The organism is Rothia sp. SCPM-O-B-18226 (M350) (genome assembly GCF_058213595.1).
This window is the reverse complement of the sequence record NZ_JBYQJS010000001.1, coordinates 302,051-321,620: the sequence shown is the minus strand read 5'-3', so window position 1 is coordinate 321,620 and position 19,570 is coordinate 302,051. Positions and strand designations below refer to the sequence as shown.

Annotated in this window: 13 protein-coding genes and 1 pseudogene; 4 read left to right on the top strand and 10 right to left on the bottom strand. The window is 62.0% G+C overall.

Annotated features, from left to right (window positions below; all coding sequences use genetic code 11):
* Window positions 1–198: 198 nt before the first annotated feature.
* The 6 genes from AC3E6W_RS01425 to clpB form a co-directional block, all read right to left on the bottom strand.
* Window positions 199–1,119, bottom strand: coding sequence for a polyphosphate polymerase domain-containing protein (locus AC3E6W_RS01425; RefSeq protein ID WP_490652156.1), 921 nt, complete (start codon window positions 1,117–1,119; stop codon window positions 199–201).
* A gap of 97 nt (window positions 1,120–1,216) precedes the next feature.
* On the bottom strand, window positions 1,217–1,924 hold the full coding sequence (locus AC3E6W_RS01420) for a DUF4956 domain-containing protein (protein ID WP_490652155.1): 708 nt from the start codon (window positions 1,922–1,924) through the stop codon (window positions 1,217–1,219).
* A 322-nt stretch (window positions 1,925–2,246) separates the two neighbouring features.
* A complete protein-coding gene (locus AC3E6W_RS01415; protein ID WP_294617216.1) occupies window positions 2,247–3,302 on the bottom strand; it encodes an excalibur calcium-binding domain-containing protein in 1,056 nt (351 codons plus the stop codon).
* A 323-nt stretch (window positions 3,303–3,625) separates the two neighbouring features.
* Window positions 3,626–4,924, bottom strand: coding sequence for an excalibur calcium-binding domain-containing protein (locus AC3E6W_RS01410; RefSeq protein WP_490652154.1), 1,299 nt, complete (start codon window positions 4,922–4,924; stop codon window positions 3,626–3,628).
* Between the two features lie 112 nt (window positions 4,925–5,036).
* Entirely contained in the window at window positions 5,037–6,005 is a 969-nt protein-coding gene (locus AC3E6W_RS01405) for a Sir2 family NAD-dependent protein deacetylase (protein ID WP_490652153.1), read from the bottom strand.
* Between the two features lie 162 nt (window positions 6,006–6,167).
* On the bottom strand, window positions 6,168–8,777 hold the full coding sequence (clpB, locus tag AC3E6W_RS01400) for an ATP-dependent chaperone ClpB (protein WP_490652152.1): 2,610 nt from the start codon (window positions 8,775–8,777) through the stop codon (window positions 6,168–6,170).
* A 354-nt stretch (window positions 8,778–9,131) separates the two neighbouring features.
* Between clpB and AC3E6W_RS01395 the strand changes: the two are divergent.
* From AC3E6W_RS01395 to AC3E6W_RS01380, 4 genes and pseudogenes are all read left to right on the top strand, one after another.
* Window positions 9,132–9,725, top strand: a pseudogene (locus tag AC3E6W_RS01395) (SDR family oxidoreductase); the annotation flags it as partial.
* A 17-nt stretch (window positions 9,726–9,742) separates the two neighbouring features.
* The gene (locus tag AC3E6W_RS01390) at window positions 9,743–10,405 is read left to right on the top strand and encodes an HAD family hydrolase (RefSeq protein WP_490646007.1); all 663 of its coding nucleotides are present in this window, start codon (window positions 9,743–9,745) and stop codon (window positions 10,403–10,405) included.
* 155 nt (window positions 10,406–10,560) lie between these two features.
* Entirely contained in the window at window positions 10,561–11,064 is a 504-nt protein-coding gene (gene dps / locus AC3E6W_RS01385; RefSeq protein WP_294647654.1) for a DNA starvation/stationary phase protection protein Dps, read from the top strand.
* Between the two features lie 388 nt (window positions 11,065–11,452).
* Window positions 11,453–12,607 carry a VIT1/CCC1 transporter family protein gene (locus AC3E6W_RS01380; protein WP_490652151.1) on the top strand — a complete coding sequence of 385 codons (1,155 nt, stop codon included), beginning with the start codon at window positions 11,453–11,455 and terminating at the stop codon, window positions 12,605–12,607.
* Between the two features lie 171 nt (window positions 12,608–12,778).
* Here the strand turns inward: AC3E6W_RS01380 and AC3E6W_RS01375 are convergent, their stop codons facing one another.
* The 4 genes from AC3E6W_RS01375 to AC3E6W_RS01360 form a co-directional block, all read right to left on the bottom strand.
* Window positions 12,779–13,705, bottom strand: a complete 927-nt coding sequence (locus tag AC3E6W_RS01375) for an amino acid oxidase (protein ID WP_485062542.1) — start codon at window positions 13,703–13,705, stop codon at window positions 12,779–12,781.
* Window positions 13,706–14,062: 357 nt separating this feature from the next.
* Window positions 14,063–14,980, bottom strand: a complete 918-nt coding sequence (gene sucD, locus AC3E6W_RS01370) for a succinate--CoA ligase subunit alpha (protein ID WP_049331561.1) — start codon at window positions 14,978–14,980, stop codon at window positions 14,063–14,065.
* Between the two features lie 29 nt (window positions 14,981–15,009).
* Entirely contained in the window at window positions 15,010–16,176 is a 1,167-nt protein-coding gene (gene sucC / locus AC3E6W_RS01365) for an ADP-forming succinate--CoA ligase subunit beta (protein WP_490652150.1), read from the bottom strand.
* Between the two features lie 355 nt (window positions 16,177–16,531).
* A complete protein-coding gene (locus tag AC3E6W_RS01360) occupies window positions 16,532–19,507 on the bottom strand; it encodes a UvrD-helicase domain-containing protein (protein WP_490652149.1) in 2,976 nt (991 codons plus the stop codon).
* Window positions 19,508–19,570: the final 63 nt, after the last annotated feature.

Below are 19,570 nucleotides of genomic sequence, written 5' to 3'. Positions count from 1 at the left end.
GCGTAGAGCCAGCGCCACAGGGGTAAGACGTATGTGAAATGTGAACATGTGTGAGAGCGGTTATTGCCTATGTGGGGTGAATAAAGCCGATGTTGTGCTTGGTTCGGGGGATATAGATGAGGGGCTGGGGGTGCGGGTAAGGTAGGTGCACTACCCTACCCGCGCATCCCAGATCGCCGTTTTAGCCAGATTGCCGTTTTAGGCGGCTGCGAAACGCTCGGTCAGCAGCTTCTGGTAATCCTCTTCGGTCATGTCATCCACGTTCAGGCGGGTGCCATCGACCGGTTCCAGGTGCATCCAGTTCTCCAGGGTCTCTTTCCACTTGTTGCTTGCCAGCTGCGGGTTCAGCGCCGCCACGCCGGTTGCAAACTTGGAAATCTTTGAGGGGGTGATGCCCGCATCCCAGAGGTGCTGATCTGCCACGGAGGGCTCCACACCGGACTTGGTTTCGATGATGACCGTGTTCGGCAGGCCGTAGGTGGTGCCGACCAGGTTGCCGTGGAAGTTACGGTAGTTCACGCCCGCCATGAGGATGTTCTCGGACAGCGGGGTCCAGGTCAGGTTGGTGTCCACCGTCATGCGGGAGGCGACCGGGTTCTTCTCGCTCTGCGGCAGGAAGACCGTGGTACGGCGGTAGCCGGTGGTCAGGACCGCCTCCAGCTTGTGCACGGGGCCCGCGAGGATGTCACCAAGTGCCGCAGTGATGTACTCGTGGCCTTCCGCGGTGAGCGTATCGCGCTTCTCGAAGGTGTACGGGATGCGCTTCTTGACGGTCATGTCCTGCTCGCCGTCGGTCTTGACCTCCAGGAAGGTCAGCTTCGAGTCCAGGTAGCTACGGGTACGGATTTTGAAGGTATCGTCGCGGCTGTAGGCTGCCGAGTGGTAGCTCTGCATCTGCGGGGTGTCGAAGTAGACCGAGTCGTAGGCGAAGTCGCGCTGGCCCTTGATGTCCATGACGGAGGCGTCTGCGTCAAGCGTGGAGAGTACCTTCGCGGCGGTTTCCGCATCGACGATGTACTTGCGGTCCACACGGGTCTGCATGGCTGCCTTCTCGTTTATGGCTTCGAGACTGATGCTCTTCCACTCTGCGGGAATGATGTTTGCGGCTGCGTTCGTCATGGTCCTATCCTTCTGGGGTTCCGCCTCGATTCGTCGAAGGCGGCGGGAGTAGTGAGTCTGTCGTGGATTTTAGATTTTGGGGTGGCGCCTACCGGGCTTACTTAGCGACGGGAGTCCGCTGGAGCGGCATCATCCGGGTATCCAGCGTGGCGTACGCCTCGGCGGTGGGCGCTACCGGCTGAGTTGCCGCGGGCTGGCGGGTTGCGGTTACCTGCGGTGCTGCTGCCTCCACCGCTGCGGGGGTGCCGCCCTCGGTGGTCTCCTTGGGCTGGTAGGTGATGGTAGCTCGGGTCAGGTCGTTCACCAGGTCCAGCTCGGTCACCTTGACCGAGGTGATGGCGTAGCCCAGGCGGGCGCCCAGGTAAGCCTTGAGCTCTTCCTCATCGCTAATCGCGCGATCGGCGGTGACGGTCTGGGTCTGTCCCTTGACCGCGGGGGCGCTACGCGCATCCAGGATTGCGATGAGAGCCACCAGGGCCGTCATCAGGATGAAGGCGATGTACGCTGGGCTGATGTTGATACCGGCGATCATGCCGACCGAGAGTGCTACGAAGTAGTAGCCGACTTCTCGCTGGCTCAGGGCGGTGGAGCGCAGTCGAATAATCGACAGGACACCGAAGAGGCCCATGCCCATGGCCGAGGCGTTTGAACCCGCCGAGACCAGGGCCACCGAGACGGTGAAGATACCGGCGTTGATGACCGCGTAGGAAATCATCATTTCGCGGTTGCGGTGACGCACCAGGTAAAGGGTGCACAGGATTGCGATCGCGAGGGCGTCTGCAATCGCCATGGTCAGGATTGTCATGGGGTGCTCCAGGTCGTGAGGTAGGTTTCTAGCCTTCCGAGCCGTCTGTTCTCGGCTCCGGCTTGAGTACCTACGTGTTCTGCTTGGTTTCTAGAATCCCGTCCGAAGCTGTGTCACGCCTGTGCGCTCTGTAATTCTCACTTATGTCTTCGCAAACACCGATTAAAGGGCAGGTCAGGGCGTTTTATCTTTAAGGTTTTTTCAATTACCGAGGCGCGGTGAGGCGGTCAGCCGCGCCCGGATACAACAAATGGGGCCCCCTCTACATCAGAGGGAGCCCCACTCGGGTTTCTAGGGAGTACCCCTAGAATTCAGTATGTACTTATGCCTTCTTGCGCATGCGGGTTGCCACGATGGTTGCACCACCGGCACCCAGAGCAATCAGACCCAGGCCTGCAGCGGTCATCGCACCGGATGCACCGGTCTTAGCCAGGGAAGAAGAGCTCTTGGAGGATGCGTTCGAGGAACCGGAGCCGGAATCCAAGTTGTCGTTGGAGGAGCTGGAGCCCAGGTTGTCGTTGTCAGACGTGGAGTTCTTGTAATTGGGCTGTTCATCACAGCCCTTTCCGTCACCGTCAGCGTCAAACTTCTCGCGGAAGTCCGGGTCACCCTTGTAAATGGGGCCACCGCGGTCTGCCCATACGTCAGCGCAGTTCTGGTACTTGTAAGCCTTCTCGTCCTTTGCGGAGGAGTCGGAAGCCTGGTCAGACTTCTGGTCTTCAGACTTCTGCTCTTCGGCAGGCTTCTGGTCCTCAGCGGGCTTGGTTTCCTTAGCGTCCTCAACTGCGGGTGCGGAGGTCTCTTCAGCAGGCTTGGGAGCCTCAGTGGTCGGAGCCGGGGTCGAATCCTCGGAGGGAGCGGGGGTCGGGTCCTCGGAGGGAGCCGGGGTGGGCTCGGTGGACTCGCTCGGGGCCGGGGTAGGCAGCGACTCGTTAGCGGCCTTAATGGTCACGGTCGCAGCCTTGCCGCCGCGGGGCACGTCACCATCCTTCAGGGAGCCGGACAGCAGGTAGAGGTCAACCGAGACATTGCCCTGCAGCTCGCTCTGCCAGGGAACGGTGACGGTGAAGTTGCCGGCTTCGTCAGCGTGGATCTCCAGGTAGTCCTGGCCGTTAATCTTCACTGCGCCCTTGTTCAGCTTCAGGGCCAGCACGGAGCCGGAGGCGCCGTCAGCGGTCTTGAAGCCCTCACCCGCGATGGTCAGGCCCTGACCCTCAACCCAGGTGTCGGGGGTGATGAGGCGTGCGGAATCCGCGTAAGTAAAGGAAATCTCCTGTGCAGCTTCGTCAGCGAAGGTAGCGGGGACGGTAGTAGCGACCAGGCCACAGCTAATCAGGGCGGTGGCACCGATGCGTGCGATGTTGTTTCGAATGCTCATGCCCCCCATTCTAACGACCGAACCTGACAATATCGGGGTGCATGATGCCGATTTAACATGAGCTGACTCACTTAATGGGCCCTTCTTGAAGAATTCTTGAGGGGCGAGTTGAAGAATCAATCGCATATTCAAAGAATTCGAACGCTACCGGCGCCTTGGAATCCGGGCGTTAGTTTAGACGGTTTTCCGTCCGTAAACCCACTCAACGCCCTACCGCTCGGGACCCCGTTAAACGCAGAATCCCCCACGCCCGCGAGGCGAGCGAGGGGAATCCTGGAATAACGCATCCGATGCCCGGAGCACCGGATTCCTAAACTCTAAACTTAGGAGTTCTTGCGACGGAGCACAGAGGTCACGCCCGCAATACCCAGGCCAACGGCCACCATTCCCAGGCCGGCCACGGTGAACACGTTCGAGGTGCCGGTATTAGCCAGCGAGGAACGCTGCGCGCGACTCGAGAGAGAGGCGCTCGACGAGGAAGAGCCGAGACGATCCTGGGCGCCCGATCCGCTGGAGCCGAGATTGTCCTGCGAGGAGGAGCTGCCGTTCGAGGAGGAACCACCGTTCGAGGAGGAGCCGCTGTCGACAACCTCGCAGCCGAGGCCGTTATTATCGGCGTCGAACTGCTTACGGAAGTCCGGGTGGCTCGAAGGAATGGGGGCCAGGCCCGCGGCGGCGACCTCGGAGCAGTTAGCGAAGCGGGTACTCTCGGGCGAAGGCTGCTCGGTTGCGGGGGCCTGGACGTTCGAGGAGCCACCCAGCTGATCCTGCGCGGCGGGAGCCTGCTGGGAACCGTCCTTCTGCTCGGCCTTCTGGTCGTTCTTAGCGGTCGATACCTTCTGGTCGGCCTTCTTCTCGTTCTTTACCTCAGCGGAGGCAGAGGGAGAAACAACGGTAGACGCGGAAGCCGATGCGGTGGCGCTCGGGCTCACCGAGGCGGAAGCGGAGGCCTTCTCATCGGCACGGTTCTTCACCTCGGCATCCACCGAGGCAACGGTCTCGTCAGCCGCTGTAGCCGATGCCGAGGGGCTGGCAGAAGAATCAGCCTTGGATTCCTTCTTCGGCTCGGCGGTAGCGCTGGCAGATGCAGAGGGCTCGGCGGTAGCACTGGGGGATGCGGAGGGCTCAGCGCTTGCCGAAACGCTTGCCGAGGCGCTGGGGCTCTCGGGGGCCACGGAACGAGCCTCAATCTTCACGGTGGCTGCCTTGCCGCCGCGAGCGGTGTCATTATCCTTCAGGGAGCCGGAGAGCAGGTAGACGTCAACGGAGACGCGATCTTCCAGGTCGCTCTGCCAGGGGATCGAGACGGTAAATTCGCCCTTATCGTTGGCGGTTACCTCGAGGTAGTCCTTACCGTCGATCTTAATGGCGCCCTTGTTGAGCTTAATGGCGATGGTCGAGCCGGAGGCGCGGTCCTGGGTCAGGAAGCCCTCGCCGGAAATCTCGAGGGTTTCGCCCTTGTACCAGACCTCGGAGATGTGGGAGGCGGCACGGTCCTGGTATTCGTGAGTGACGGTCTCGCCGTCATTCTGAGCGAAGGTGGCGGGGATGGCGGTCACAACCAAACCGCAACCGATGAGGGCCGTGGCACCGAAGCGAGTGATAGTGTTTCGAATGTCCATTCCCTCATTCTAGCCCCGGGTTCCAAGGTATTTTCACCAGTCAAGGGTGTATTTGCAATGAATTGCAACACAACCGCGGGCGGGTGGTCGCAGCGGCCGGACCATCGAGAGCCTAGCTGTCAATCACATCAAGCATGAGCTCCAGGGCCTCCCCCACCCCGGTGCGCCACAGGAAGGTGGCCTTCGCATCCGCACGGCCCGGGCCGCCGTTGATGATCGCCACCGGTTTGCCGGCACGCAGGGCCTCCAGCACAATCTTGTAGCTGCTCATCACCGCCACTGAGGAACCCACCACCAGCAGCGCCGAGCACTCGGCGAGCATGGCGTCCTTGCGCGCCTTGCGCTCGGCGGGCACGGACTCGCCAAAGTACACCACATCCGGCTTGAGGCGGGTCGAGCCACACCCCAGGCAGGGCACCATCCGAAAATCTTGGATGTACTGCTGGTCCAGCTCCACGTCACCATCGGGGTTTACGCGCAGGTCACGGCCTTCCAAGCGGTCCAGGTAGCCGGGGTTCGCGGCGTCCAGGCGCGCATCCAGGCTCTCGCGGCCCTCATCCTGACCACAGTCCAGGCAGACGATACGGGACAGATCGCCATGCAGGGCCAACAGATTGCGGCTTCCGGCGTGGGCGTGCAGGCCGTCCACGTTCTGCGTGATGACGCCATTGATAGCGCCCAGCTGCTCGAGCTCGGCGAGCGCGTAGTGAGCGCGGTTCGGCTGGGCGCGGCGCATGCGGCGCCAACCCACGTAGGAGCGCGCCCAGTAGCGCTGACGGGCGGCATCATCGTAACGGAATTCCTGGTAGGTCATGGGACGATGGTCGTGCAGGGACCCACCCGGGCCGCGGTAGTCGGGGATGCCGGACTCGGTGCTCACGCCGGCGCCGGTCAGCACGAGAACCTTACCCTCCTTGAGTAGGCGAGCGATGCCCTCGGCGGCATACCTCTCGTCGTGGGGTTCGGCGGTGTCCGCCACGACCCGCTGGATAGAGCGAATCGCGGCCCTGTGCACGGAGGCGATTTCTTCGCGCTGTTCACCGGCGGCGGCGAAGTTCTGGTGGTCGGTCCAGCGGTCCATTCTTCTCCTCAATGCTCTGTGTACTAATGCAGTCAGCGCGGTTCTAACGCGTTAAACGGCTGTGGGGCACCTCCTTTCGAGGGTACCCCACAGCCTATTTCTTGCGGTTTCGAACTCGCGGAGTCAGCCACAGGCTAAGTCCGCCCAGCCAACCGGTTGAGTTTAGTCCTCAGCCTTCTGCTCGCGCTCGGAGGTCACGACCAGGCCGTCACTGGCAACGTCCGGGTTCACGTCCACGGTCACGGTGTCGCCGTCGTGGATGGCACCGGAGAGGATGCCGCGAGCCAGGCGGTCGCCAATCTCGCGCTGAACCAGGCGGCGCAGCGGGCGGGCACCGAATGCCGGGTCGTAGCCGGTCTTGCCCAGCCACTCGAGGGCTGCCTCGGTGACATTCAGGGTGAGGCGGCGGTCCTCCAGGCGCTTAGCCATGCTCTTGACCTGCAGACCCACAATCTGACCCAGGTTCTCAGCCGACAGGGGCTGGAACATGATGATGTCGTCCAGTCGGTTGAGGAACTCGGGGCGGAATGCCTGGTGCACAACCTCCATGGCCTTCTCGGAGCGCTCGTCGAAGGGCAGGTCCTGGTTGACCAGGTACTGCGAACCAAGGTTCGAGGTCAGAATCAGGATGACGTTACGGAAGTCCACGGTGCGGCCCTGACCGTCGGTCAGGCGGCCGTCATCGAGCACCTGCAGCAGGATGTCGAAGACCTCGGGGTGTGCCTTCTCGACCTCGTCGAGCAGGACCACCGAGTAGGGGCGACGGCGCACGGCCTCGGTCAGCTGACCGCCCTCTTCGTGGCCGACGTATCCGGGAGGGGCACCGACCAGGCGAGAAACGGTGTGCTTCTCGGAGTACTCGCTCATGTCGATACGCACCAGGGCACGCTCGTCATCAAACTGGAACTCGGCCAGTGCCTTAGCCAGCTCGGTCTTACCGACACCGGTCGGGCCCAGGAACAGGAAGGAACCAATCGGGCGGTTCGGGTCGGAAATACCGGCACGGGCGCGGCGCACGGCGTCAGAGACTGCCACCACTGCGGCTTCCTGGCCAATGAGGCGGGCACCGATGCGCTTCTCCATTTCGAGCAGCTTCTCGGACTCACCCTGCATCATGCGGCCTGCGGGGATACCGGTCCAGGAGGAAATCACCTCGGCGATATCATCTGCGGTGACCTCTTCAGAGACCATGGACTCGCTCTTGGCGCGGTCCTCGGCGCGCTGTGCTTCTTCCAGCTCAGCCTGCTTTGCGGGAATCTCGCCGTACAGCAGGCGGGATGCCTCGGCGAGGTTACCCTCGCGCTGTGCAACCTCTGCACGGGAACGCAGCTCGTCGATCTGAGTCTTGATGTCGCCCACGCGGTTCAGGCTAGCCTTCTCAGCCTCCCAACGAGCGTTGAGGGCGTCGAGCTCTTCCTTCTTGTCAGCCATATCCTTGCGCAGGGCCTCCAGACGCTCAACCGATGCGGGATCGGTCTCGTCAGCAAGAGCCAGCTCCTCCATGGTGAGACGGTCCACGGCGCGGCGCAGCTGGTCAATTTCCTCCGGTGCGGAGTCAATTTCCATGCGCAGGCGGGATGCTGCCTCGTCAATCAGGTCAATTGCCTTGTCCGGCAGCTGACGGGAAGGAATGTAACGGTTAGACAGGGTTGCTGCGGCAACCAGCGCGGAGTCAGCAATCTGCACCTTGTGGTGTGCCTCGTAGCGCTCTTTCAGGCCACGCAGAATACCGATGGTGTCCTCGACGCTGGGCTCGCCCACGTACACCTGCTGGAAGCGGCGCTCCAGGGCGGGGTCCTTCTCGATGTTCTCGCGGTACTCGTCCAGGGTGGTGGCACCAATCAGGCGCAGTTCGCCTCGGGCAAGCATGGGCTTGAGCATGTTGCCCGCATCCATGGAACCTTCGGATGCGCCGGCACCAACAACGGTGTGAATCTCGTCGATGAAGGTAACAATCTGGCCTTCGGACTTCTTGATTTCTTCGAGGACTGCCTTCAGGCGCTCCTCGAATTCACCGCGGTACTTTGCGCCTGCGACCATGGAGCCCAAATCCAGGCTGATGAGGGTCTTGCCGCGCAGGGATTCGGGCACGTCGCCGGAAACCATGCGCTGTGCCAGGCCTTCCACGACGGCGGTCTTACCGACGCCGGGCTCACCAATCAGAACGGGGTTGTTCTTGGTACGGCGGGAGAGCACCTGCACGACGCGGCGAATCTCAGAGTCACGGCCGATAACCGGGTCAAGCTTGCCTGCGCGGGCAATGGCGGTCAGGTCGGTGCCGTACTTTTCGAGTGCCTGGAAGGTGCCTTCGGGGTCGGGGGTGTCCACGGTGCGGTCTCCTCGGACGTTGGGGATGGTCTGTGCAATGAGCTCTGCGGTAGCACCGAGCTTGTGCATTGCGGTTGCGGTGCTATCGGTTCCGCTGGCGATGCCGAGCAGAATCATTTCGGTGGAGACGTAGCTGTCACCGAAACCCTCCGCGCGAGTCTGTGCTGCCTGCAGAGCAGAAAGTGCGGAACGGCTGAGGGAGGCGTTCTGCACGGAGGTGCCGGATGCCTTGGGCAGCTTCTTGATTTCTGCGGAAGCAGCCTCGGAGATGGCGTCGACATCCAGGCCTGCAGCCTTCAGCACGGAGACTGCGATGCCTTCGCGCTGGTCCATCAGGGCCTTGAGGATGTGGGAGGTTTCAATAGTGGGGTTACCGGCGGTTTGAGCGTTAGTATTTGCCGCCGAGATGACTTCTTGACTCTTGGTGGTGAACTTGTTGTCCATAATGTTCCTTTCGTGTTTCGAGGGCTTATCCTATGCGCCCCTGCATTACATAACTTGAGTCTACTACACTCAATTATTCTGCGCAAGGGGTTAACCAGGGTTTTTGAGATTAAAATTTCGGCGACAACCATGGGCTCTTCGCACGAATAAAGCGGCAAAAACATACACTCCAGCCCATGAACTCCACCCAAAACCCCTATTGTTATAGTGACCGCACTGGGCGCTTGCGGGCTCCCACAACCACAACTCAGAATGGGGACCCACATGAAAATACTGGTTCTAGGCGCAACCGGCCGCACCGGCCGCCTCTTCACCCGCAAAGCCCTCGAGGAGGGGCACTAGGTCACCGCCTACGTACGCAACCCCGGCAAGGCACGAGCACTACTGGGGGCGCACCCGAACCTCACCATCACCCCCGGCGACCTCAACGATACCGAGCGGCTCGCCGCAGCCTCCGCAGGGCAGGACGTCATGGTCAGCCTCCTGGGCCAGAAGGCCACGGTGCGAGAGTTTCTGCACAGCACGTTCCTGCAGGAGCGACTGCCTCTCATCATGGAGGCGGTCACGGGCGCAGGCGTGAAGCACTGCGTTCTGCTGAGCGCCTACGGCGTGGGCGATACGGTACGGACCGCGTCCCTGCCCATGCGCCTGGTTTGCAAGGTCATCATGCGCGGCATTTTTACCGACAAGGTTAAGGCGGACGCCCTGGTCGCCGAATATCAGCCGTATATTTCGCGTGCGCATCCGGGCAGGCTGACCGATAAGCCCGGCAGGGGCGGGGTCAAGGTATTTGATATGGCGAGCGTCGAGCGCACTCCGGGTATCCCGACCATTGCACGTGAGGACGTCGCCGATGCCCTGCTCACTATTGCCAAGAACCCTCAGAACGCGGGCACAGATTTTTTGGCAACAATTGGGGACGCTATCCTGCGGTCGCCCCAGAAATAAACCGGTAGGCTTAAGAGATGACGACTACGAACACCCTCCCCTCCGCGATTCTCTTCGACCACGACGGAACCCTCGTCGACACCGAACCCGTCTGGGCCGCCGCCAAGGTTGCTCTCACCGCAGAATTTGGCGGCACCTGGACCGAGCAGGACACCCTCGACTGCCTGGGCCTGTCCATGCAGTTCACCCTGGATCGCCTGCGCGAGCGCGGCGTGAACCTGCCGGACGAGGAGATTAACGATCTGCTGGTGGCAAAGGTGCGCGAGGCCCTTTCCCACCGAGAGGTTGAATTCCTGCCGGGCATCGAACCCTTCCTGCGCGAGGTGCGCGACGCACACATCCCCGCAGCTATCGTCACGAACGCCACCACCTCCATTGCGCGCCGCACCGCCGATGCCGCACCCGAGGGCACATTCTCGGTCGTTATTGGCAACGACGAGACCACCCACCCCAAGCCGGACCCGCAACCCTATCTTTTGGCGGCCGAGCGCCTGGGCGTTGACCCGACTCAGTGCGTGGCAATCGAGGATTCCCCCTCGGGTGTGCGCAGTGCAACCGCGGCGGGTATGCGCGTAATCGTGGTGCCGGGCGAGCTGGAGGTTCCGGCGGAGCTGGGCACCGCACGCATGAGCCACGAGGAGCTGAATCTGGAGGCGGTTCGCGCGCTAGTGAACCAGTAGGATTCCACTACACCCCATCATGTGACGATTTATTACGAATTACTCAAAATAACCTTGACAGCGGTTCCTTAAAATGATTTACTCATAATAACGATTCGGCGGGGCGACAAATCCCACCGAACCACAAGTATCACAGCATCATGAAGGAGACCATCATGGCATTCGCAAAGTACACCGCTCCCGGCCTGACCCTCGAGACCGGCAAGGAACTCTCCGACGTCCTTCAGGCTCGTCTGCACGACCTGAACGACCTGCACCTGATTCTGAAGCACGCCCACTGGAACGTGACCGGCCCCGGCTTCATCGCAGTTCACGAGATGATTGACCCCCAGGTCGACACCGTTCGCGAGTTCGTTGACGCTATCGCAGAGCGTATGGCAACCCTGGGCGCAACCCCCAACGGCCTGGCTGGCGCGATGGTTGCACAGCGCCCCGTCGAGGATTACCCCGTTGGCCGCGCACGCGTTGCCGACCACCTGCGCGCCCTGAACGACGTGTACACCCGCGTGATTGAGGCTCACCGCAAGGCTCTGGCCTTCGCAGGCGAGACCGACCCCATCACCGAGGACCTGCTGATCGGCCAGACCGCCGAGCTGGAGAAGTTCCAGTGGTTCATCCGCGCATTCCTCGAGAACAGCGCAGGCGAGATCTCCGAGTAAAGCTGGCGATAATCGCTAAATTCATCCCGGCCGCTACCGGCCGGCTGAGCGCTCCCGGCCCATAGCCGGAATAGATGTTTACCTTCGGGCGGGCGTTCCCACACACTGCGTGGGAACGCCCGCCCGTTTGCACACCCGCGTCGCGCTATCTACCCCTCTTTCCCGCAGCCTACCAACCGCATCGTTCCGGCGCTTCGACCAGGAAAGATTCCTCGACGCGGGGGCTCCCAAAAGTACGTTGGGGCGAACTTCAACACCCGGTGGAGCCGTCCTAGATTTCCGATTCCAAGTGCTTTACAGTGGTTCACTGGTCAACACAGATTTGAACGCATTATCAGCGCGCGCGGGGCCAGACGCACCGCACGCACCGCATCCGCGGAAGGGATTTATGAGTACGCACGCACCCTACGAGCACGGCGCTGAAACCGAGATGCTCCAGAGCGAGCCGGCACGCCACCGGGCGGTTACCGACCCGACCCCGGCGCAGATTAAGCGTTGGCGCCGTTACCTGGCCGACGAGGAATCCGAGGCGCGCATCTATCGCTACCTGGCGAAGCGTGCCGAGGGTACCGACCGCGAAATTCTGCTGCAGGTGGCGGAGGCAGAAAAGCGTCACCAGCAGCACTGGCGCGATATGCTCGGTGAGCACGCGGATGTGCATGTGCGCCCGTCCATGCAGTCCCTGCTCCTACAGTTCCTGGCGAAGAACTTCGGTTCCGTGTTTATTCTGGCGATGGCTCAGCGCGCCGAGTCCCGCTCCCCCTACGCTGAGGATCCGGACGCCACCGAGGAAATGGCGGCTGATGAGGCGATTCACGAGGAAATTATCCGTGCCCTGGCGACCAGTGGCAGGGAGAAGCTTTCGGGTAATTTCCGTGCGGCGGTCTTTGGCGCTAACGACGGCCTGGTCTCAAACCTGGCCCTGATTATGGGTATTACTGCCTCGGGCGCATCCAGCTCAATGGTCCTGCTCTCGGGTATTGCGGGTCTGCTGGCGGGTGCGCTGTCGATGGCCGCGGGCGAGTTCGTCTCGGTGCGTTCCCAGCGTGAGCTGCTGGACGCGTCCCAGCCGACCCAGGTTACCCTGCGTGTTGCACACGATTTGGATTTGGACTCGAACGAGCTGGAGCTCATTTACCGCGCCCGCGGCATGGAGCCGGAGGCTGCGCATCACCGTACCCTGGAGCGTTTCGGCTACCTGGACTGCGATTGCGATCCGTCCCTGTCGCATCATGACGATGATGAGCGCGAGGAGAACGTGGCTCTGGGCACCGATATTGGTGCCGCTGCGGCGTCTTTCTCGTTCTTCGCCTCGGGCGCGCTGATCCCGATCCTGCCCTATATCTTTGGCATGTCGGGTGTGGGCGCGATGATTCTGTCCCTGCTGTTCGTGGGTGCGGCGCTGGGCTTCACCGGCGGCGTGGTGGGCCTGCTCTCGGGTGCGTCCCCGCTCAAGCGCGGTATTCGCCAGATTCTGATTGGTTACGGTGCGGCGTTCGTGACCTACCTGCTGGGTCTGGCGTTCGGTACGACGGTCGGCTAACCTCATCCTCTACATAAGCTTTAGACAAGTGTATATAGCCACTCAGGTATGCTCTACACTCCCCCGTGGGTGCCGCATCCTGAGCATACAGAAACCCCCGACGAGTGAGTTGAACTCACCCGTCGGGGGTTTCTTTACGCCTTTACCCGAAACTCTTACGGGTTAGCCCGATTACGGGTTGATCTGCGCGGTGGTTGCCTGACCGGAAACGCTCTCGGAGCCGGTTGCACCGTTGCTCGAGTAGGTCAGGTTAGCGACCTGCACGCTGGAGGTCTGCTTGTACGAGATCCAGCCGTCGTTTGCCGGGAATCGCAGCTGAGCCGGCATGAAGTTGGTCTGGCTGTAGTACTTGGTGCCGGACTGCTTCATGGTGTACGCCTTACTGGTGGTGTAGACGATACGACCCTTGAAGGTGTAGGTGCCGTCAGAGTTCTGGGTGATGGTCGGAACCTCTGCGGTCCAGATGCCGGCAGTCTGCGCGACGGACAGGTACTTCGCCTGGCCTGCTGATGCGACCAGCTCGGTGGTCTTACCGGTCAGCTGGCGGCTAGAGGGGCTCCAGGACTGGCCGTTGATCTTGCCGAGCTTGGTGAGCGACTGGGCGCTGGCGGAGACGGTGTACTCAACCTCGGTCACGAAGGTCGCACCCGCTGCGAGGGTGACGCTGCCGCCGGGGATGTAGCCGGTGCCGGTTGCGGTGTCCTTGGTCGGTACGGACCACCAGAAGCCGCTGGAGGACATGTATGCGCCGTTAGCGCCGGTCTGGGAGTTGGTGACGGGGGTGAACTTACCTTCGCCGTTGACGTAGGTGGTGTACTTGGGCTTGGAGGTTGCGTCGTCCCAGTTGATGTCGGAGTCGGGGTTGGTGGTGGCGGTGAAGTGCGCCTCGGGGGTCGCCGGGTTGATGGTGCCGGTGTTGTTGGAGGACGCGTAGCCGACGTAGCCGCCGTTGTTCTGTACGCTGACGTACACACCGTACTGAACGCCGGGGGTTTCCTTGGAAGCCGCGTATGCGGGTACGGCTACGGAGGCCGCGACGACGGGCGCGGACCAGACGCCCGCCTTGGCGACGGCGCGGCGAGAGATGGGCTGGGTCATGAGTGTGGTGATCTCCTGTGAGTGGTGATGTTTCTTGGAGCCGCTAAGAATGATTCTGACTAGGCTCAATGCACTCCAGTATACAAAGGTTGAGGTCATATCTGCACCTTAATTAGGGCGGATGTGCACAATCTTACTTTCTGTCGCAAGTTCTACCGCTATGGTTCAAACACCTCAAAAGCACCCTCAAATCCCAGCACTGCTCGACAGCTGGAGCGGCTCAACCCTCCTCTTTTCCCCGGTGCACTCCCCCAGCGCCTCTGAGCGTTCTTCGGCGCTGTCTCTGTTGAGCTCCCGGTTAAAGCACAGATGCCGACAGTCTTTCGACTACCGGCATCTGCCGCAATACTATGCTGTTTACTTCGCTGCGAAGATTTCGCGCATCAGGTTTGCAGCCTCGGAGGGGGTCTTACCGACCTTCACGCCTGCTGCTTCCAGAGCTTCCTTCTTCGCCTGAGCGGTACCGGAGGAACCGGAGACAATAGCGCCCGCGTGGCCCATGGTCTTACCCTCGGGAGCGGTGAAGCCCGCAATGTAACCAACGACGGGCTTGGTCACGTTTGCCTTGATGTACTCAGCGGCACGCTCCTCAGCGTCACCACCGATCTCACCAATCATGACGATTGCCTCGGTCTCGGGGTCAGCTTCGAAAGCTTCCAGAGCGTCGATGTGGGTGGTGCCGATGATGGGGTCGCCACCAATACCAATAGCGGTGGTGAAACCGATGTCGGAGAGCTCGTACATCAGCTGGTAGGTCAGGGTACCGGACTTGGAGACCAGACCGATCTTGCCCTTGCCGGTGATGTTCGCCGGGATAATACCGACCAGGCACTCCTCGGGGGAGATGATGCCGGGGCAGTTGGGGCCGATGATGCGGGTGATCTGCTTACCGTTCTCGTCCACGGATGCCTTAGCAGCTGCCCAGAATTCTGCGGAGTCCTGAACCGGAACGCCCTCGGTGATGACGACGACGAGGCCAATCTTAGCCTCGATAGCCTCGAGAACTGCTGCCTTGGTGAAGGCTGGGGGAACGAAGACGATGGAGACGTTCGCACCGGTCTTCTCCATGGCCTCAGCCACGGTACCGAACACGGTCAGCTCGATGTCGGAGCCGTCCTTCGCCTTGTGGGTGACGGTGGTGCCAGCCTTGCGGGCGTTCACGCCGCCCACAATGTTGGTGCCTGCTGCGAGCATGCGTGCGGTGTGCTTGGTACCCTCGCCACCGGTGATGCCCTGAACGATGACCTTGGAGTCCTTGTTCACAAAGATAGACATATTACTTCCTTGAAATCCTTTGCTGGCGATTACGCCTTGTGAGCGAGCTCTGCTGCCTTGTCAGCGCCGGAGTCCATGGTCTCAGCCAGAACAACCAGCGGGTGGTTCGCCTCGGAGAGGATGCGGCGACCCTCAGCAACGTTGTTGCCGTCCAGGCGCACAACCAGGGGCTTGGTTGCTGCGTCGCCCAGAATCTCCAGAGCCTTCACAATGCCGTCGGCCACTGCGTCACATGCGGTGATGCCGCCGAAGACGTTCACGAAAACGCTCTTGACCTGCTCGTCGCCCAGAATGATTTCCAGGCCGGCAGCCATAACCTCAGCGGACGCGCCGCCACCAATATCAAGGAAGTTTGCGGGCTTGACGTTGCCGTGGTTCTCACCGGCGTATGCAACGACGTCCAGGGTGGACATAACCAGACCTGCACCGTTACCAACGATGCCGACCTCGCCGTCCAGCTTCACGTAGTTCAGGTCGAACTGCTTTGCCTTAGCTTCCAGCGGGTTCTCAGCGGACTTGTCCACGAGAGCCTCGTGCTCGGGCTGGCGGAATTCTGCGTTGTCGTCCAGGGAGACCTTGCCGTCCAGGGCGAGGATGGTGCCCTCGGGGGTCAGAACGAGGGGGTTAACCTCAACCAGGGTTGCGTCTTCCTTGGTGTAGACTTCGCCCAGCTTGACGAGGACGGGAACAACCTTCTCCTGCAGTTCTGCGGAGAAGCCTGCTGCCTTCACAATCTCCTCGGCCTTAGCCTGGTCCAGGCCGACCAGCGGGTCAACCTCAACCTTGGCCAGCGCCTCGGGACGCTCAGCTGCCAGCTGCTCAATTTCCATACCGCCTTCAACCGAGCACATTGCCAGGTAAGAGCGGTTTGCACGGTCCAGCAGGAGGGAGAAGTAGTACTCTTCAGCGATGTCTGCGCCGTCGGCGACCAGCACGCGGTGAACGGTGTGGCCCTTGATGTCCATGCCGAGAATTGCCTTAGCGTGCTCGTAAGCCTCTTCGGGGGACTTTGCGAGCTTCACGCCGCCGGCCTTACCGCGGCCGCCGGTCTTAACCTGAGCCTTGATGACGGTCAGGCCGCCAATTTCCTCAGCTGCTGCCTTTGCTTCTTCAGGGGTGGTCGCAACAATGCCCTTGAGCACGGGAACGCCGTGCTTGGCGAAGAGCTCGCGCGCCTGGTATTCGAAAAGGTCCACAGGTGTCCTTCTTCTTCGAAGTGGTGCCGAGCGCGGTGTACGCTCGGCCTGGTCATTAGAGGAGTATTCCCCATGTGCCCGCTACGGTGCGATAGGGGTCTCTCGCACCCGGCGCACGCGCATCATTGACGCGGGGAATTTCTCTCGTTTCTACTCTATCGGATTCGGCGTGAGCTCGCACTCACGGAGCCCGAAATACGGGATTTTAGCGACTTAGGTCACAGATATTGCGGGGTGGATATCACCGCGTATCGCATGCCGGGAAAAGGTTTAGGAGCCATGCACCTAAAGCACGCGCAAGGCAGGGGCGGACATCATCGGATGCCCGCCCCTCCACGTTTATCACCGGGCAGCGTTAGGAGACCTTCTCCAGCGGCGCGTAACGCAACAGCAGGCGCTTCTCTTCCGAACCGAAGCGCACCTTCGCCACGGTCTTATCGCCGCTACCCTCAACTGCGAGCACGCGACCCTCGCCGAACTTGGTGTGGCGCACGGTATCGCCAACCGCCAGGGTCGGGATTTCCTTACTCTGGTGCACGCGGGAACGGTTCGTCACCTTAGAGGAGGCGGTAGCCGCCGCCAGCCCGTAGCTCGCCGAACCGTTAATATCCGCGGTGGACGGCTCGGAGCGGTGTGCGGGGCGGGACTCGTAGGGATCGTATGAGCCGCGCGAGCCACCGGAACTGTACCCGCCCGAGTACCCGCCGGAACCGTAGCCGGAACGGGAACCACCCGAGTAGCCACCACCGTAGGAGCTACCGTAGGAACCACTGCCGTAAGAACCGCCGCCGCGAGCGCCGTAGGCCCCCATGCCCGAGGCACCGAAGCCAGAGAAGCCCGCGGTGCGCTTCCACTCAATCAGCTCCTCCGGAATCTCCTCCAGGAAGGGCGAGGGCGGGTTGAACTGGCTCTTACCCCACATGGTGCGGGTCTCCGAGCGGGTCAGGTACAGGCGCTCCATGGCGCGGGTCAGACCCACGTACGCCAGGCGGCGTTCCTCGCTCATCTCCTTCTCGTCGGTCAGGGCGCGCTGATGCGGGAACAGACCGTGCTCCATGCCGGTCAGGAACACCACGGGGAACTCCAGGCCCTTGGCGGTGTGCAGGGTCATGAGGGTGACCATGCCCTGCGCCTTCGCCTCGGCGGCTTCGGCGGCAATCTGTGCGGCGGAGGCGTTCTCGCCCTCCGCGCTGGCGGGGCGGTTCGGGATCGAGTCGGCATCAGCGACTAGAGCCACGTGTTCGAGGAACTGCTCCAGGTCGGCGCCGGGGTTCTCGGTCTCGAACTCGACCATGGCGTCAAGTAGCTCGGAGAGGTTCTCCACGCGCGATTCGTCCTGAATGTCCTTGGAGGCGCGCAGAGCCGCCAGGTACCCGGTCTGCTCCAGGACCGCTTCCAGGCAGGTTGCGGCAGGTTCGGTGCGGGCAATCTGCGCCAGGTCATCCATGAGGCGCACAAACTCGGCGTACTTCTTGACCGCGGCGGCGCCCAGACCCGGAACATCGGCTGCCTGGCGTGCGGCGGCGTAGAAGGAGATGCGGTGAGCGGTCGCGTAATCGGCCACCACGGACTCGGACTTGGCACCGATACCGCGCTTGGGTTCGTTCAGAATACGGCGCACGTTCACGTCGTCATCGGGGTTGCTCAGGGCGCGCAGGTAGGCGAGCGCATCCTTGATTTCCTTACGCTCGTAGAAGCGGGTACCGCCGACCACGCGGTAGGGCAGGCCGGCGCGCATGAGCATGTCCTCGAGGGTTCGGGACTGCGCGTTGGTGCGGTAGAAGATGGCAACGTCACCGGGCTGCACGCCGTGCTCGTCCGCCAAGCGGTCAATTTCACGGGTGATGAAGCGTGCCTCGGCGTGCTCGGATTCGGCCACGTAACCGATGATTTTCGCGCCCGCGCCGGAGGCGGTCCACAGCTTCTTGGGTCGACGGTCGGGGTTGCGTTCGATGACCGCGTTCGCCGCGGAGAGGATGTTCTGTGTGGAACGGTAGTTCTGCTCCAGCAGGATCGTGTGGGCGTTCGGGTAGTCCTTCTCGAAGTCCGTAATATTGCGGATGTCCGCGCCGCGGAAGGCGTAGATGGACTGGTCGGAGTCACCCACGACGGTCAGCTCGGCAGGGGGCACCGCGTCCGGGTAGGGGCCGCGGTCAGCCGGTGCCTTCGTGTGGGCGCCGACCAGCTCGCGCACCAGCTGGTACTGGGCGTGGTTGGTGTCCTGGTACTCGTCCACGAGGATGTGGCGGAACTTGCGGCGGTAGTAGTTCGCGATTTCGGGGAACTTCTTCAGCAGGAAGACGGTGCGGCCAATCAGATCGTCAAAGTCGAGGGAGTTGGCGGCACGCAGACGCTGCGTGTAGACGGTGTAGATCTGCGAGATGGTCTTCTCGTACGGGTTATCGCTCGCCACGCGGGATGCGTACGCTTCGGCGCTGACCAGCTCGTTCTTCAGCGCTGAAATGCGGTTGCCCACAGCCTTGGCGGTGAACTTCTTGGTGTCCAGGTTGAGCTCTTTAATGATGAGGCTCAGCAGGCGCTGCGAGTCAGTTGAATCGTAGATCGTGAAGGTGGACTTCAGACCCAGGGCGGCGGCCTCACGGCGCAGCACGCGCACGCAGAAGCTGTGGAAAGTAGAAATCCACATGTGCTTGGCGCGCGGGCCAACCAGCGCCTCGATACGTTCACGCATTTCGGCTGCGGCCTTGTTGGTGAAGGTGATGGCGAGAATCTGGCCGGGGGTCGCGCGGTGGGTTGCGAGCAGGTAGGCGATGCGGTGGGTGAGCACGCGAGTCTTGCCGGAGCCGGCGCCCGCGACAATGAGCAGGGGCGAGCCGGAGTGCAGTACGGCCTCTTCCTGGCGGTCGTTGAGCCCGGTGGTGAGGGAGGCGGGGTCTACGGTGCTCAGGCTGTAGGTGCGTTCACCGTAGGGATCGGCGGGGTCGAAGTCCTCGCCGTAACCGCCGACGCGGTAGGCGGGCGGCATAAAGTCGCCGAGCGGGTCGGCGGCGAAGGCTGCGGGCGCGCCGGGTTCGGGGGCGCTGGTAACGGGAGCGCTGTAGGCGGGCATGCCGGTGGGCAGGGCGCCGGGTACATCCTGAGCGGACGCCTCCATCATCGGGGCGTCCATCACTGCGGCGTCCATGGGAGGCGCGTAGTAGTCGTCTTCGGCAGGGGGTACGTCGTAGTACGGGTCGAAGGGCGGCTCGTCCGCCGGTGCAGGGTCAATTGGAGCGGGGTCCGCCGGTGCTGCGGGGGCGATGAGTTCGGCGGCGAAGAGGCCGTCCTGTTCGGTGAAGGGCTGCTTCTGCTGTTCGGGCTTATCGCTCATCGTCTACCTCGCTACCTAGAATACACGTTCGATATTCCATGCTACCGCATTTACTCCCCCGCT

Bases quoted from the DNA above. Each gene is read 5' to 3' on its own strand.
- AC3E6W_RS01390 (WP_490646007.1), top strand. From the start codon at position 9,743: ATGACGACTACGAACACCCTCCCCTCCGCGATTCTCTTCGACCACGAC.
- AC3E6W_RS01425 (WP_490652156.1), bottom strand. From the start codon at position 1,119: ATGACGAACGCAGCCGCAAACATCATTCCCGCAGAGTGGAAGAGCATC.
- AC3E6W_RS01360 (WP_490652149.1), bottom strand. From the start codon at position 19,507: ATGAGCGATAAGCCCGAACAGCAGAAGCAGCCCTTCACCGAACAGGAC.
- AC3E6W_RS01405 (WP_490652153.1), bottom strand. From the start codon at position 6,005: ATGGACCGCTGGACCGACCACCAGAACTTCGCCGCCGCCGGTGAACAG.
- clpB (WP_490652152.1), bottom strand. From the start codon at position 8,777: ATGGACAACAAGTTCACCACCAAGAGTCAAGAAGTCATCTCGGCGGCA.
- AC3E6W_RS01420 (WP_490652155.1), bottom strand. From the start codon at position 1,924: ATGACAATCCTGACCATGGCGATTGCAGACGCCCTCGCGATCGCAATC.
- sucD (WP_049331561.1), bottom strand. From the start codon at position 14,980: ATGTCTATCTTTGTGAACAAGGACTCCAAGGTCATCGTTCAGGGCATC.
- AC3E6W_RS01410 (WP_490652154.1), bottom strand. From the start codon at position 4,924: ATGGACATTCGAAACACTATCACTCGCTTCGGTGCCACGGCCCTCATC.
- AC3E6W_RS01380 (WP_490652151.1), top strand. From the start codon at position 11,453: ATGAGTACGCACGCACCCTACGAGCACGGCGCTGAAACCGAGATGCTC.
- AC3E6W_RS01415 (WP_294617216.1), bottom strand. From the start codon at position 3,302: ATGAGCATTCGAAACAACATCGCACGCATCGGTGCCACCGCCCTGATT.
- AC3E6W_RS01375 (WP_485062542.1), bottom strand. From the start codon at position 13,705: ATGACCCAGCCCATCTCTCGCCGCGCCGTCGCCAAGGCGGGCGTCTGG.
- dps (WP_294647654.1), top strand. From the start codon at position 10,561: ATGGCATTCGCAAAGTACACCGCTCCCGGCCTGACCCTCGAGACCGGC.